At 64.9% G+C, this 15,113-nt stretch carries 11 protein-coding genes; 5 read left to right on the top strand and 6 right to left on the bottom strand.

Annotation, left to right across the window (positions count from 1 at the left end; genetic code table 11):
• Positions 1–8: 8 nt before the first annotated feature.
• The 5 genes from BLS51_RS10250 to BLS51_RS10270 all read right to left on the bottom strand — a co-directional run bounded on the left by BLS51_RS10250 (position 9) and on the right by BLS51_RS10270 (position 7,626).
• A complete protein-coding gene (locus tag BLS51_RS10250; RefSeq protein WP_090183124.1) occupies positions 9–476 on the bottom strand; it encodes a hypothetical protein in 468 nt (155 codons plus the stop codon).
• A gap of 91 nt (positions 477–567) precedes the next feature.
• Positions 568–1,977 (bottom strand): IgA Peptidase M64, encoded by a 1,410-nt coding sequence (locus BLS51_RS10255; RefSeq protein ID WP_090183122.1) that lies wholly within the window; start codon positions 1,975–1,977, stop codon positions 568–570.
• Between the two features lie 133 nt (positions 1,978–2,110).
• A complete protein-coding gene (locus BLS51_RS10260; protein WP_229207550.1) occupies positions 2,111–3,406 on the bottom strand; it encodes a cyanophycinase in 1,296 nt (431 codons plus the stop codon).
• Between the two features lie 55 nt (positions 3,407–3,461).
• Positions 3,462–4,781, bottom strand: a complete 1,320-nt coding sequence (locus tag BLS51_RS10265) for a cyanophycinase (RefSeq protein ID WP_090183120.1) — start codon at positions 4,779–4,781, stop codon at positions 3,462–3,464.
• Positions 4,782–4,887: 106 nt separating this feature from the next.
• A complete protein-coding gene (locus tag BLS51_RS10270; RefSeq protein ID WP_229207549.1) occupies positions 4,888–7,626 on the bottom strand; it encodes a TonB-dependent receptor in 2,739 nt (912 codons plus the stop codon).
• A gap of 161 nt (positions 7,627–7,787) precedes the next feature.
• On the opposite strand from BLS51_RS10270, the gene BLS51_RS10275 reads away from it, so the two are divergent.
• The 3 genes from BLS51_RS10275 (at position 7,788) to BLS51_RS29300 (ending at position 10,678) form a co-directional block, all read left to right on the top strand.
• Positions 7,788–8,927: a succinylglutamate desuccinylase/aspartoacylase family protein gene (locus BLS51_RS10275; RefSeq protein WP_090183118.1), complete on the top strand. Its 1,140-nt coding sequence runs from the start codon at positions 7,788–7,790 to the stop codon at positions 8,925–8,927.
• On the top strand, positions 8,924–10,321 hold the full coding sequence (locus tag BLS51_RS10280) for a YfcC family protein (RefSeq protein ID WP_090183115.1): 1,398 nt from the start codon (positions 8,924–8,926) through the stop codon (positions 10,319–10,321). The genes BLS51_RS10275 and BLS51_RS10280 overlap by 4 nt, the downstream gene beginning before the upstream one ends.
• A gap of 117 nt (positions 10,322–10,438) precedes the next feature.
• Complete coding sequence (locus BLS51_RS29300; protein ID WP_139168685.1) at positions 10,439–10,678, top strand: hypothetical protein; 240 nt, start codon at positions 10,439–10,441, stop codon at positions 10,676–10,678.
• Here the strand turns inward: BLS51_RS29300 and BLS51_RS10285 are convergent.
• On the bottom strand, positions 10,614–11,039 hold the full coding sequence (locus tag BLS51_RS10285) for a GNAT family N-acetyltransferase (protein ID WP_229207548.1): 426 nt from the start codon (positions 11,037–11,039) through the stop codon (positions 10,614–10,616). The two genes, BLS51_RS29300 and BLS51_RS10285, sit on opposite strands and share 65 nt — an antisense overlap.
• A 95-nt stretch (positions 11,040–11,134) precedes the next feature.
• On the opposite strand from BLS51_RS10285, the gene argH reads away from it, so the two are divergent.
• Together argH and BLS51_RS10295 are read left to right on the top strand one after the other, a co-directional pair.
• Positions 11,135–12,529 (top strand): argininosuccinate lyase, encoded by a 1,395-nt coding sequence (gene argH / locus BLS51_RS10290; RefSeq protein WP_090183111.1) that lies wholly within the window; start codon positions 11,135–11,137, stop codon positions 12,527–12,529.
• Positions 12,530–12,633: 104 nt separating this feature from the next.
• Positions 12,634–15,111 (top strand): M4 family metallopeptidase, encoded by a 2,478-nt coding sequence (locus tag BLS51_RS10295; RefSeq protein WP_090183108.1) that lies wholly within the window; start codon positions 12,634–12,636, stop codon positions 15,109–15,111.
• Positions 15,112–15,113: the final 2 nt, after the last annotated feature.

Consider the following 15,113-nt stretch of genomic DNA (forward strand, 5'->3'; position numbering starts at 1 on the left):
TGACGTGATTAGTGCTTGGCAGCGGCTTCCTTGACTTCCGCGTCAGCCTTGGCTTTAACAGCAGCGGTCTTGTTGGCGGCCAGCGCCTTGTCTTCGGTGGCGTCAACGGTAGCCTTGATTGCTTTGGCGTCAGCTTTCACCGATTTTTTCTCGGCTTTCTCTACCGCTTTAGCGACATCCTTATCGCCTTTGGCGGCAGCTTTGGCCTTGTCTTCAGGATCGGCCTTGGCGACCTTCTCGTTGGCCTTGGCTTGTTCCACGCCTACCTTGGCTTGCTGCTCTTCGTGCACCTTGTCAGCCTTGGCGATGGCTTTGTTGGCTTTCTTGTCGGCCTTGGCATCAGCCTTGGCTTCCTTCTGTTCAGCCTTGGCGATATCCTTGCCGGCTTCGTGCTGCGCCTTGGCGACGTCCGAAGTCTGGGCAAAAGCAGCGGTGGCAAACAGGCCGGCGATCAGAGTGGCGATAATTTTGTTCATGGTTTTATCCCTTTCGGTGTTGTTGGAGTGCGTGAGACACACTGTATGCTCACGCCGCCGCACACTCTGTACGCTAGCGTACTAAATCGCCTTATTGCCTTGCCGGCCGGGAATACAGATCGATGATGGTGGTGATCGCCTCGGCGCACACCGAGCAGAATTTCTCGCTGCGGTCGAACATGATGCACTGCATTTCAGGGCGATAGTAGCCGGTGGCTTCGTAGTTGGCGCCCTCGAATGCGCCGACCGTATGCACATGCGGATCGCGCGAGAACAGCGCGCTGCTTTGCTGCAAATCGCGGGTGAACAAGGCGCTCATTTCCGCCTCCGGCCGGTTGTTGGCGCGCAGCGCGGCGCGCTCCTTCTGGTAGGCGCGCGACGCGGTTTCGTAAGCATCCTTCGGCCACGGCGTCGGCAGCGGCGTGCCCTGCTTCACAAACCTGTTCCATTTCAGATTGGCCGGATCGTGCAGCGCGGTGGCATTGGGTTCCCACGGTTCGCGGCGCTCGCCGCCGGTGGCGTAAGCGACCGGCGAGGTGTAGTACTCGTCGGCCAGGCCGGCGAAGTGGTGGCCGAATTCGTGCACGAACAGGTAGTTGGCCCAGTCATTGCCGGCCGCCGCCGTGCTGAACTGGCCGAAGATACCGCCACCGCCGTAGGTATCGTTGTTGACCAGGATCTCGATGAACTCATACGGCGCATACTGCGCCAGCTCGCGCAAGGCGCGGTTATCGGTGGTCAGCACATAGCGTTCGCTGCCGAAGATATCGTAGCGGGTGCCCAGCGGCGATTCCTTGTAGGCGCCGGTCGACGGGCGCGACACGCCGGACTCGCTGGTCGGGCGGGCGATGGCCCAGACGTTGAAGTCGCTGGCGCGCTCCTTGAACGGCGAGGTGGTAAACAGGTGATCGGCCAGGCGGCGCGCATCGGCCTCGAATTTTTTCATGTCGGCCTGGGTGTAGCCGTCGCCGACGATCAGCAGGTCAACCTTGTCCTCGGACGGACCGTTGACGCGGATGCCTAGCGGCTTGACCGGCGCCGGCGGCTGCTTGCGGATCACCTCCATGGCGTTGGGATCGACGCTGGCGGTCCACACCACCGAGAACAGATTGCGTTCATCGCGCTTCAGGATGCGCACCTTGACCGGCTGCTCCGGCCTGGGGAAGCGCACCGATTCCTGGAAGCCGCGATTGGCGCGGGTGGCCTCGTCGGTGGTGCGCCATTCGGCGAAAATCGTCGAGAAGCCGCGCGAGTACAGCAGCTTGCCGGTTTTGGCGTCGACCACTTCCACCAGGTTGTTGCCACGGTTGGTCTGGTCGATGGTCTGGGTCAGGTTGCCGGGCCACGGCAGCGGCTCGATCACCACGCGTTCGATGGCGTAGTGCTCATCGAGGGCGTTGCCGCTGTGGAGGTAGTCGAGGCGCATGGTGGCGGGTTGCGCGGCCAGCGCGGGGACGATGCAGGCGAAAAGCGCCAGCAGGGAGATGAGGCGGCGGAGCATGTGGTGGTCCTGACGGTCAATTGAGGTGAGCGACATTGTAATGCGGCGGGCGCGGACGCGGGCGGCGGGCGGCGGGCGGCGGGCGGCGGGCGGCGGGCGGCGGGCGGCGGGCGGCGGGCGGCGGGCGGGCCGATTATTCGGTGCGCAGCGATTGGCCGATGTCGAGCGGGCGGATGTCGAGGCGCATGTTGAGGATGGAGTAGCTTTGCGGCGCGGCCGAGGCGTAGGCGACGCTGTCGCGCGTCTTGCTCAGCGTGAACTGGAAGCCCAGCTCCGGCAGCGGCGTATTGCGGCCGCTGGTGGCGATGCCGATCGCTTCGCTGCGGCGGTTGTTCATCAGGCTCTCCATCAGCTGCACCAGCGCGTTGCGGCCCAGGATATCCGGCGAGAATACCGGATCGGCCACCAGATCCTTGTGCGGCTTCAGCTGCCGCCCGGCCTTGGCCTGCGACGGCGTGAAGCTGTGCGTGCCCAGATCATACAGATCGCCGTTATCCAGGTAGCTGATGACCGCGTTGGAGATATTGAAACCGGCGCTGGCGGCATCGGTGGTAGCGCGCGACAGGTCAACCAGCAGCGCGCCCTTGCTGCCGACGATCTCCACCCGGCGCCGGCTATCGACCACCATGGCAGTGTTCTCGTCGATGCCCAGGCCGTACTTGTAACCCTTCTTCAGCATCGCCGGGATCATGCGCGCGAAGCGGCCGCGCACCAGGAAATGCTGGTCGACAAACACATCGTCGCCGATGAAGCCCAGGCCGGGCGCGATCTCCTCGCCATCGCGGACGCCGCCGCGCAGCGTAGCAAACACCGTCTTCGGCGCATAAAACATGGTGGCACTCATCACCGCCGCGCCGGCGCTGTTGCCGGCCACCACACCGCCCTTGCGGTAGACCTCCCACACCGCCTCCAGCACGGCGCTGCGGCTACCATCCTCGCGCACCAGCGCCTGCGTGATGCGCGCCTGGTCGCCGCCGGAAAAGAACACGCCGCCGGCGCCGCGCACGGCATCGGCCAGCAACGGGTCCTCGGCGGCCTTGCGGAAATCGCTGTCGGCCAGCTTGACCGCCAGCGGGATCTGGAAAGCGTCGGCGCCGTAGCGCTTCAGGTAGTCGACGATGGCAGCCGCCACCGGCGCCGGATCGGCTGCCGCCGACGCGAACACCGCGATGCGTGCGCCCTTGCCGCCAGCCAGCTGCACGATACGCTGCCACACCGCGTCATTGTCCGGCCGCAGCCCGCCGCCGATGATCACCAGCGCGCCTTTCGGGCCGTCGGCGGCCGGCGCCGGCGCCACTGCTAGCGGCACGGCAGGCTCGGTCTGCGCCGCACGCGCCGCTTTGGCCGGCGACTGCGCGCCGCCGCTGTGGGCCGCGCCCAGCGGCATGGCCAGCATCAAGGGAAACAGCCAGCGAAACAGCATGCGCATCGTACGCTCCAAAGAAAAAACGGGACACTGTCCCGTTAATATACCTGAAGCCGCGCTAGCGGTAACGATATAGCGGCTGCTGCAGCTGGATCGGCCGGATGTCCATGCGCAACTTCAGCACCGAATACGCCTCGACCTCGGTGCCGGCATAGCCGACACTGTTGATGGTCTTGGAGAAGCGGAACTCGAAGCCCAGCTCCGGGTTGAAATCGCGCGGATTGCCGAAAGCGATGCCGATCGCGTCCTGCTGGGCGTTGTCGATCAGGTTGACCATCAAGTCCAGCACCGCGTTGTTGCCAAGAATATCGTTGGTATAGACCGGCTCGCGCGTGTCCGGCTGGTTCGGGTCCAGCTTGTTGTCGGCCTTGTCCGGCGACGGCGTGAACTCGCGCGACACCAGGTTGAACTTGTCGCCCCGGTCCAGATAGCTGATGGTGGCGTTGGAAATATTAAACCCCTTGATGCCACGGTCGGTGATCGCCGCCGACAGATCCAGCAGCAGCGCGCCGCTGTAACCGATGATCTCCACATCGCGCCTGGCGTTGACCACCATGGCAGTGTTCTCATCGATGCCCAGGCCGATCTGATAGCCTTTCTTCAGCATCACCGGAATCATGCGCGCAAAGCGGCCGCGCACCAGCAAGTGCTGGTCGATGAACACATCCTCGCCGATGAAACCGAGGCCGGCGGAAATCTCGTGGCCGTCGTTGACGCCGGCCTTCAGCATGTCCAGCGTCGACTTGGCGTCGTAGAACATGGTGGTGCTCATGATCGCCGCGCCGGCGCTGGAGCCGGCCACCACGCCGCCGTCGCGGTAGACGTCCCACACCGCGTCCAGCGCCGCCGTGTGCGTGCCGTCCGGGCGCACCAGCGCGCGGGTGATGCGCGCCTGGTCGCCGCCGGTGAAATAGATGCCGGTGGCCGAATGGATCATCGCCACCGTCTCCGGGTCCTCGGCCGCCTTGCGGTAATCGCTGTTCGGCCAGGTCACGCCGAGCGGAATGGCAAACGCCTGCGCGCCATATTGGTTGAGGCGGTTGACGGTAGCCTGGGCGGCTGCCTCCGGGTTGATCGACGCACCGCCAAACACGCCGATGCGCGCGCCCTTGCCGCCGGCCAGCATGACAATGCGCTGCCAGACTTCGGCGTTTTCCGTGCGCAGTCCGCCGCCGATGATGACCAGATTGCCGGCTGGCGGCGCCAGCACCGGCTTGGGTGGCGGCACGGCCTTGGCCGGCTTGCTGGTCTTGCCCGGCACCTGGACCTTGGGCACCGGCGTGGCTGCGGCAGCTTGCGCGGCGCCTGCCAGCGCCAGCAGCCATAGCATGCACAGCCGCATGCACAGCCCCTGGAGCGTAAAACCAGTTAAATTCATGTTGCCCTTCCGATGAAAACCGGCGCCGGGCTGTGGCCGGGCGCCGTTTATTGCTGCTTGTTACTGCCGACTGCCAGATGATACCAAGCTATTGCTTAAAAACGCATTACTTGAAGGCGTAATTTACACTAGCGTAGAAGCGGCGGCCGCGCACATCGGTATAGGTCGGGTCATAGCCCGAAATGAAATGATAAGCCTGATTCGAGAATGGCGGCGCCTTGTCGAACAGGTTCTGGATGCCGGCACGCAGCTTCAGCTCCTTGGTGGCTTGCCAGGCGCCGGTCAGGTCCCACAGCGAATACGAGCTGACGCGGTTGGCCGCCACCACCGAGCCGTCGTCGGTGTTGATCGCCGAGTTCTGGTCCTCATAGCCGCTGGAGAAGGTGTTCGACAGGCTGGCGGCAAACGGGCCGTTGTCCCAGTCCAGCGTGATGGTGTGGCGCCAGCGCTGCACCACGCCGTCGGTGACGAAGCGGCCCAGGTTGCTGACATACGGCGCATCCTTCTCGTTCTGGATCTTGGAATCGGTCACATAGGTGCCGCTCAGGCGGCCGCCGAAACGGCCGGCCCAGGTCTGCACGCCCTTGTAGTCGATGGTCAGGTCGAGGCCGGCGGCCTTCTGGGCGCCGCGGTTTTCCTTGTACAGGTCGATGTGATCGATGTAATCGTCATCGTCGCGGTGGATCAGGCTGGCGTACTTGACCGGATTGGCCAGCAGCACATCGTCGCCGATCTCGGCGATCAGGTCGGTGCGCTTGATATTCCAGTAGTCCAGCGACAGCAGCACCTGCTTGCTCGGCTGCAGCACCATGCCCAGCGAGAACTGGCGGCTCTTCTCCGGCTTCAGGTTGGCGTTCGAATAGCGGTGGGTTTCCCAGTTGTTGGCACAGTCGGCGTAATTATTGTCGACCGTGGCGCAATAGACCGGGTCCGGCAGCGTGGCGGTGGCGCTGGTTTGGGTCGGGCGGTACAGATCGGTCATCGACGGCGCGCGGAAGCCGCGCCCGGCCGAGGCGCGGAACAGCATGGTCTTGGCCGGCATATAGCTGAGGCCCACTTTCGGGCTGGCGGCGCCGCCGACCACGTCGTAATGGTCGTAACGCGCCGACAGCTGCGCCTCCAGCTGCTTGGTCACGGGCAGCAGCAGCTCGCCATAGATAGCCTTGATCTTGCGGCTGTAGCTGGTGGCCTGGCCGCCGTCCGGCGCGCTATCGTTGTTGATGTTGTCGCTCATCAGCAGCTCGGACGGGTTGTACTCGGTCTTCTCGCGGCGGAACTCGCCGCCGACGGCCAGCGCGGCGTCGCCGCCGGCCAAGGTGCCAACCGCGTGCGACACCTTGAAGTCGACCGAATCCATGGTGCCGCGCGCGTGGCGCACTTCCTGGTTGACCTGGATGCTGTTGATCAGGTCGCGGCCGGCCTGGCTGGACGGGCCGAACGGGTTGATGACGCCGTCGGCGATGCCCTGCATCAACTGGTCGTACAGCAGATAGCCGTGGGTGTCGCGGTCCTTGATGACGTTGACGCTGTGGTTGAGGCCGACATCATAATCCCAGCCATTGCGGCTGCCGCTCCAGCCGACCACATAGCGCTGGCTCTCGCTGATCAGCTCCGAAGTGCGACGGCCGGCTTCGCTGAGGCGGGCGTTGACCTGCACTTCGCCAGGGATGTCGTCGTCGGCGCTGGCCTCGTCGGACAGCAGGTCATAGCCGGCCAGCGCCGGGATCTTGCGGTAATCGAGGTAGCCGGTGACGCGCGCCGACGAGGCGGCGTACCAGGTCTTGGAGCGGCTCAGCGCCACCTCGGCGTACAGCTGGTTTTCCGGATTCAGCTGCAGCACGCCGCGCGACAGGATGTTGGCCTTTTCCGATTTCGGATACAGCTCGGTGTCGCCCATGTAATTATAGGTACAGGCGTCGACGCCGCCGGTGCCGTTCGGCAGGTAGACGTTGGCCGGACCGTTACAGGTCGGCACGCTAGGATTGATGGTGCGGTTGGTCAGCGGCTTGCCGTTGATGGTGAAGCCCTGCTCGTTCAGGTAGTCGCGCTGGGCGCCGGTCAGGCGGATATTGCCCGGCGAAGTGTAGCCGGACAGCAGGTGCGGCAGGCGCTCGGCGATGTGCAGGTCGTTGACGAAATCGCGCTGCGACGTGCTCAGCGCACCGGTGCGCTGCACATCGGCAACGATGAAGACATTGTAGCCATCCTTGGCCAGGTCGCCGGTGCCGGCGCTGATGCTGGCGGTGCGCTTGCCGGCGCCGCCCTCCTCGGTCTTCAGGCCATAGACGTTCAGCTCCAGGCCCTGGAAATCCTTGCGGGTGATGAAGTTGATGACGCCGCCGATGGCGTCGGTGCCGTACAGCGCCGAGGCGCCGTCCAGCAGCACTTCGACGCGGGCGATGGCAGCTGCCGGGATGTTGTTCAGGTCGACGCCGGTATCGTCGCCGGGCGAGGCGAAGTTGGCCATGCGGCGGCCGTTCAGCAGCACCAGGGTCGACGAGGTGCCGATGCCGCGCAGGTTGGCGCTGTTGAAGCCGCGCTGGTCCTTGCCGTCGCTGATGCTGCCGGCGTCGGTCAGGCCGCCGACGTTGGCCGACAGCCGCTGCAGGATTTCCGCAGCGGTGGTGACGCCCACCTTGTCGATTTCCTCGCGCGTGATGACCTGCACCGGCAGCGCGGTTTCCGACTCGATGCGCTTGATCGCCGAACCGGTGATTTCCACCCGCGCCAGCGGCGCCGGTGCACTATCCTGGGCTGCCGCCTGGCCGATCAGGCCGGCCGCCGCGCCGACGCTCAGCGCCAGCCGGACGGCGCGCATCATGGTGGTGTTGGGTGCTGCTTGCATATTCTCTCCCCGATATTCGATATATAAATAATTCATTTAAACTAACTGTACGCACATGCAGCGGAAAACTCAAGAAAGCCGCGCCCGTTTCGCCCTTGGGCGATTTACTTTGTGAAAATACTGCTACATACTCAATCCTTCACCGAAACTCCGGACCCGCCATGCACGCAACCAAATATTCCCTCTCCGGCCCGTACACCAACGCCGCCTACACGCTGACCAGCCTGCATTTCGGCACGCCGGGCAGCGGCAAGAAGGTCTACATCCAGGGCTCGCTGCACGCCGACGAGGTGCCCGGCATGCTGGTGGCGCAATTTCTGCGCCGCGAGCTGGAAGCGCTGGAAGCAGCCGGCAAGATCAGCGGCGAGATCATCCTGGTGCCGGCCGCCAATCCGATCGGCCTGGCGCAAGCCATCCACGGCGCAGCCTTCGGCCGCTTCGACCTGACCACCGGCGTCAATTTCAACCGCGCCTACAAGCACGTGGCCGCCGACCTGAAGCAATCGCTGGCGGGCAAGCTGGGTGCCGACGCGCAGGCCAATGTGGCGCTGATACGCGAACACGCGCGCGCCTCGATTGCCGACTGGCAGCCGAAGACCGACGCTGAAACGCTGAAAAAAGCCCTGATGACGCTGGCGATCGATGCCGACATCGTGCTCGACCTGCATTGCGACAACGAGGCGGTGCTGCACATCTACGCCGGCACGCCGCTGGCCGAAGGCATCGCGCCGCTGTCGGCCATCCTCGGCTCGCACGCCACGCTGCTGGCCTACGAGGCTGGCGGCGAGCCGTTCGACGAGGCCTGCAGCCGCCTGTGGTGGGACCTGGATGAACATTTCAAGCACCAGTTCCCGATCCCGGCCGCCTGCCTGTCGACCACGGTGGAGCTGCGCGGCGAGCAAGAAGTCAGCTACGAGCTGGCGCGCAAGGACGCTGCCGGCCTGCTGCAGTTCCTGACCTTGCAGGGCGTGCTGAACGCGGATGACGCCGCTGCCCAGGCCGCCGCCGCCGTGCTGCCGGCGCCGCTGTGCGAGGCGACGCCGCTGGAAGGCGTCGAACCGCTGTATGCGCCGCACGCCGGCATCCTGGTCTACACCCGCGAGCTGGGCGCGCGGGTGGCGGCCGGCGACGCCATCGCCGACCTGATCGACCCGGTCAGCGGCGACACCACGGTGCTGCGCGCCGCCGTCGACGGCGTGTTCTTCGCCCGCAGCGCGCACCGCCACGTGATACGCGGCATGAACGTCGGCAAGGTCGCCGGCGCCAAGGCTTACCGTGACGGCGATCTGCTGAGCGCATGATGACTAAAAAATTCAAACTCCCGCACACCTTTGTCCTGCTGTTCATCATTCTGGCGCTGATCGCGGCAGCCACCTGGCTGGTCCCCGGCGGCAAATACGAGACGCATCTGGTCAACGGCAAGCAGCTGATCAACCCGGACAGCTTCCACTACATCGACAGCAATCCGCAGGGGCTGGTGGCGCTGATGAAGGCGCCGATCAAGGGCTTTGTCGAGGCCGGCCAGATCATCGGCTTCGTGCTGATCGTCGGCGGCGCCTTTGCCGTGCTGCAAAAGACCGAGGCGATCGATTCGATGATCAAGTCGCTGGCGCGCGCGCACGCCAGCTCCAGGTTCATCCAGCGCGCGCTGATTCCGGTATTTGTCACCATGTTCTCGATTGGTGGCGCGACGTTTGGCATGAACGAGGAGGCGATACCGTTTATCCTGATTTTCGTGCCGCTGGCGCTGGCGCTGGGCTATGACACGGTGACCGGCGTCTCGATTCCGTTTCTCGGCTCGCAGGTGGGCTTTTCGGCGGCCTTCCTGAACCCGTTCAACGTCGGCATCGCCCAGGGCATTGCCGGCGTGCCGGTGTTCTCCGGCTGGGGCTACCGGCTGATCGTCTGGGCCATCGCCACCACGGTGACGGTGCTGTTTTTGATGTGGTACGCGGCGCGCGTCAAGCGCGATCCGAGCTTGAGCCCGACCTATGCGCTGGACATCGAGAAGCGCAAGGAGCTGCCGCCCGGCGGCGTGCAGGATTTCCATGGCATGACCGGCCGCCACAAGGCGGTGCTGTGGATTTTTGCCGGCGCGCTGGCGGTGATGGTGTTTGGCGTGGTGCACTACGAATGGTATATCGACGAAATCGCCGCGCTGTTCCTGACCATGGCGATCGTCATCGGCCTGGTCGGGCGGCTGGATTCGACCCAGATCGTCGAAGGCTTCATGCAGGGCGCGCGCGACCTGGTCGGCACGGCGCTGGTGATCGCGCTGGCACGCGGCACGCTGGTGCTGGCGCGCGACGCCCACATCATCGACACCATGCTGCATCACCTGATGCCGCTGGTGCAATCGTCGCACCCGGTGTTCGCAGCGTGGAAGATGTTCGGCATCCAGACGGTGATCAACTTCTTCATCCACTCCGGCAGCGGGCAGGCGGCGCTGACGATGCCGATCATGGCGCCGCTGGCCGACCTGGTCGGCGTCACGCGGCAGACGGCGATCCTGGCGTTCCAGTTCGGCGAATTCACCACGCCGATGATACCGACCTCCGGCATCACCGTCGGCGTACTGGCGCTGGCGCGCATCCCGTGGATCACCTGGGCCAAGTGGATGATCCCGCTGCAACTGATCTACGCCGTCCTCGCGCTGGCGCTGCTGGTGCCGCCATGCCTGATGAACTGGCAGTAGCCATGTGGGCGAAATAAGTGGTGGCCTCTGATCCACCTCAAAACGCACGAAGCATCCAGTGCTAACTTAGCCCCGCTGGTGTCTTTATCAAAACCGCCGTTCCGGGGAGGAAAATCGATGTCTAACTTTGTTCAGAAATGCCTGTCACGCCAAGCTTCGCTGGAGGACATTGACGACTACATCGACCAGTGGCATGACGCCCCCGGCAATCAAGCGCTACACGAATTTCTCGGCATGACGCGCGACGAATACGCCAGCTGGATCGCCGACGCATCGACACTGCCAGCGATTATCAGTTCGCATAAATATTCGGAAAATAACGCTCCATCAGCGTCGCCGGGCGGGCCGGCGGCGTGAAGCCGTAGCGGGCGTACAGCGCATGCGCGTCACTGGTGGCCAGCATGAAGCGACGCAGCCCTTGCAACTCCGGATGCGCCAGCACCGCCGCCATCAGCCCCTTGCTGACGCCTTTGCCGCGCTCCGCCTCCAACACAAACACATCGGCCAGGTAGGCAAACGTCGCGCGGTCGGTGGTGACGCGCGCAAAGCCCACCTGCCGACCGTCCAGATAGGCGCCAAAACACAAGGAATTGGCGATCGCCCGCTCCACGGTGGCGCGCGGTATCCCCAACGCCCAGGTCGAGCGCTCCGACAAAAATTGATGAATCAAGGTAAGGTCGAGCAGCGCCGGATCGGTGCTGATATGCAATTGAGCCATGTTTTCCGTAGTCATAAAGATAATGTTGACGTATTTTAGGGCAGCTTGCGGTTTATAATCTCTGTTGATCTTCAGCGACCCTCCCTTATTTGACTATGACTTCACAATTCTCCAAAAAAGCCGAAGCCTGGTCGGCCCGCTTCAGCGAACCGGTCTCGGACCTCGTCAAACGCTACACCGCCTCGGTATTCTTCGACAAGCGCCTGGCCAAGGCCGACATCCAGGGCTCGCTGGCGCACGCCGAAATGCTGGCCGCGCAAGGCATCATCAGCGCGCAGGACCGCGCCGACATCGAACGCGGCATGGCGCAGATCAGCGCCGAAATCGACGCCGGCAGCTTCGAATGGCTGCTCGACCTGGAAGACGTCCACCTGAACATCGAAAAACGCCTGACCGAGCTGGTCGGCGACGCCGGCAAGCGCCTGCACACCGGCCGCTCGCGCAACGACCAGGTGGCCACCGACATCCGCCTGTACGTGCGCAGCGCCATCGACGACGTGCTGCAGCTGCTGCAGGCGCTGCGCGGCGCGCTGACCGACCTGGCCGAAAAGAATGCCGACACCATCCTGCCGGGCTTCACCCACATGCAGGTGGCGCAGCCGATCACCTTCGGCCACCACATGCTGGCCTATGTTGAAATGTTCGGCCGCGACGCCGAGCGCATGGCCGATGCCCGCAAGCGCGTCAACCGCCTGCCGCTGGGCGCTGCCGCGCTGGCCGGCACCACCTTCCCGATCGACCGCGTGCGCGTGGCCAAAACGCTGGGCTTCGACGACGTCTGCCACAACTCGCTGGACGCCGTGTCCGACCGCGACTTCGCCATCGAATTCACCGCCGCCGCCTCGCTGGTGATGATGCACGTGTCGCGCATGTCGGAAGAGCTGATCATCTGGATGAGCCCTCGCGTCGGCTTCATCGACATCGCCGACCGCTTCTGCACCGGCTCGTCGATCATGCCGCAAAAGAAAAACCCGGACGTGCCGGAACTGGCACGCGGCAAGACCGGCCGCGTGTTCGGCCACCTGATGGGCCTGCTGACCCTGATGAAAGGCCAGCCGCTGGCCTACAACAAGGACAACCAGGAAGACAAAGAGCCGCTGTTCGACACGGTCGACACGCTGGTCGACACGCTGCGCATCTTTGCCGACATGGCCGGCGGCATCACCGTCAAGCCGGACAATATGCGCGCCGCCGCGCTGCAAGGCTACGCCACCGCCACCGACCTGGCCGACTACCTGGTCAAGAAAGGCCTGCCGTTCCGCGACGCCCACGAAGCGGTGGCACACGCGGTGCGCGGCTGCGACGACCTGAAGATCGACCTGGCCGACATGTCGCTGGAGCAATTGCGCGCCTACTCGACGCTGATCGACGACGACGTGTTTGCCGTGCTGACGCTGGAAGGCTCGGTGGCCGCGCGCGACCACGTCGGCGGCACCGCGCCCAACCAGGTGCGCCAAGCCATCGTCCGTGTACGCGAGCAACTGAAGTAAGCTCCTGCCGCTGCGGCGGCGCCGATCTGTCCGCTTATTGATCTGGCACAGAACCGCGTCCACCGCAGCGTTTAGCGTGAAGTCATCTACCACAGGAGGATGACATGAACCCACGCACACCCCTGCTCGCCGCCTGCCTGGCGCTTGCCGCGCTGCACGCCAGCGCTGTCCAGCTGATGTCCGCTCCGGTGGCGCCGGCCACGCCGCAGCAAGACGCCACGCTGGTGGCACGCCTGGTCGCGCTGGACGCGCGCGCCGGCCTGACCGCCGAATACAGCTTCCGCATCAGCAGCCAGCATCCCGGCCTGGTCGGACAGAAGATCGTCCGCGCCCAGCACACCTACCGCAACCTGCGCGTGTTCGGCTCGGAATCGGTGGTGGTCACCGACAGCGCCGGCGAGATCCTCAGCGTCGCCAGCGCCGACCGCCGCCCCGCCAGCGCACCGGGCACCTGCATGCCCTGCGGCGGCGAACCAAGGCCCATGCCAGAGCGGGCCGTGCCACCTGCCCCGGCCCCGCCCCCCGCGCCAGCGACGCCTGCACCAGCCACCTCGCCAGCTCCCGCCACGCCATCGGTGCCGATCCCGCCGCCGTCGTCCGCCACACCGCCGGCTCCCGCGACACCATCCGTGCCCGCCACCCCGCCCACTTCCGCACCGCGCCCGGCGCCAGCCACGCCGCCCACGCCAGCCGACCTGACGCCGACACTGGCCAGCGATGACGCCATCCGCGTCGCCGTGCAACACGTCGCCCCCGCCGCCAGCCACCGCTGGCCGCCACGCGCCGAACTGCTGATCTACCCGATCATGAAAACCGTGCGCAGCGTCAACGCCATCAGCAAGCCGGACGAACAACTGAACGCGCTCGACCTCGAAGAAGTGGTGGACCGCTACGAGCTGGCCTACCTGGTCAAGCTGCGCATGGCGCAGGACGGCAAGCTGATCTACTACGATGTGGTGGTCAACGCCCACAATGGCGACATCATCACCCAATGGCCGGCGCTGCAAACGGTGATCGGCAGCGGCAACAGCCAGTACAACGGCGTGGTGCCGATCAGCACCTCGGCCACCAGCGGCGGCTTCCAGATGCTGGACAGCGCGCGCGGCACCGGCGGCCGCCACGGCGCCATGGCCATCACCAACGCCAACCACAGCTCGCCCAACAGCCCCGATCCCGGCAACATCTACACCAACAGCAGCAACACCTGGGGCGACGGCCAGCAATACAACGGCGGCGGCACCACCACCGCCAACGGCCAGACCGCTGCCGTCAACGCGCTGTGGGGACTGATGAACACCTACGATACCAACAAGAACGTGCTGGGCTGGCAATCGCTGGACGGCAACAACACCGCCACCTATATCGCCGCCCACATCGGCACCGCCTACGACAACGCCTTCTACGACGACAGCTGCCAGTGCATGTACATCGGCGACGGCAACAGCTTCACCAGCCTGGGGGCGGTCGATGTCATCGGCCACGAAATGTCGCACGGCGTCACTGCCGCCACGGCGGACCTGATTTACGCCGGCGAATCCGGCGGGCTGAATGAATCGGCCTCCGACATCGGCGGCGAAATGGTCGAAGCCTATGCCCGCAACGGCGGCGCCGGCCCGCTGATCCCCGGCGCCGGCAACGACTGGATGGTTGGCAAGGAGATCAGCAAGAGCGGCCAGCCGCTGCGCTGGATGTTCAAGCCCAGCAAGGACGGCAGCAGCCCGGATGCCTGGAACGCCAACCTGAAAAACCTCGACGTCCACTATTCCAGCGGCCCGAACAACCGCATGTACTACTTCCTGTCGCAAGGCTCCAAGGCCGATCCGGCTGGCGAATACCACAGCCCCTTCCTGACGCGCACGCCGGCCGCGATGACCGGCATCGGCAACGACAAGGCCTACCGCATCTGGTTCAAGGCGCTGACCACCAAGTTCACCTCGGCCACCAACTACGCCGACGCACGCAACAAGGTGCTGCAATCAGCGCAGGAGCTGTATGGCGCCACGTCGAAGGAAGCCATCGCCGTGCAGCGCGCCTACGCCGCCATCAACGTCGGCGCCGACATCGATGAAGAAAGTGGTGGCGGTGGCGGTGGCGGTGGCGGCGGTGGCGACGCGGTCGAGCGGATCAGCAATGGCGGTTTTGAAAACGGCGTCACCGGCTGGCGCGGCAACACCAGCGTGATCGGCGCGCGCAGCGGCCAAACGCCATATGAAGGCACGCGCTTCGCCTGGCTGGGCGGCAACGGCCGCCGCAGCAGCGCCACGCTGACGCAGCAGGTGCAGATCCCCGCCAACGCCAGCAGCGTGCAACTCAGCTTCGCGCTGCACATCGACACCGCCGAAATCAGCAACACCGTCTACGACACGCTGACGGTAACGCTGCGCGCGTCCGGCAGCACCGCGCCTGTACTGGCCACGCTGGCCACCTACACCAATCTGACGCCGGCCGCTGGCTACCAGCTGCATAACTTCGATCTGCTGCTGTTCAAGGGCCAGACCGTCACGCTCAGCTTCGCCATGCGCGAAGACCGTTCCAGGCAGACCTCCTTCGTGCTCGACCAGGTCAGCCTGCTGACCAAATGATC

This window comes from Duganella sp. OV510 (genome assembly GCF_900100205.1).
Classification (GTDB): domain Bacteria; phylum Pseudomonadota; class Gammaproteobacteria; order Burkholderiales; family Burkholderiaceae_D; genus Rugamonas.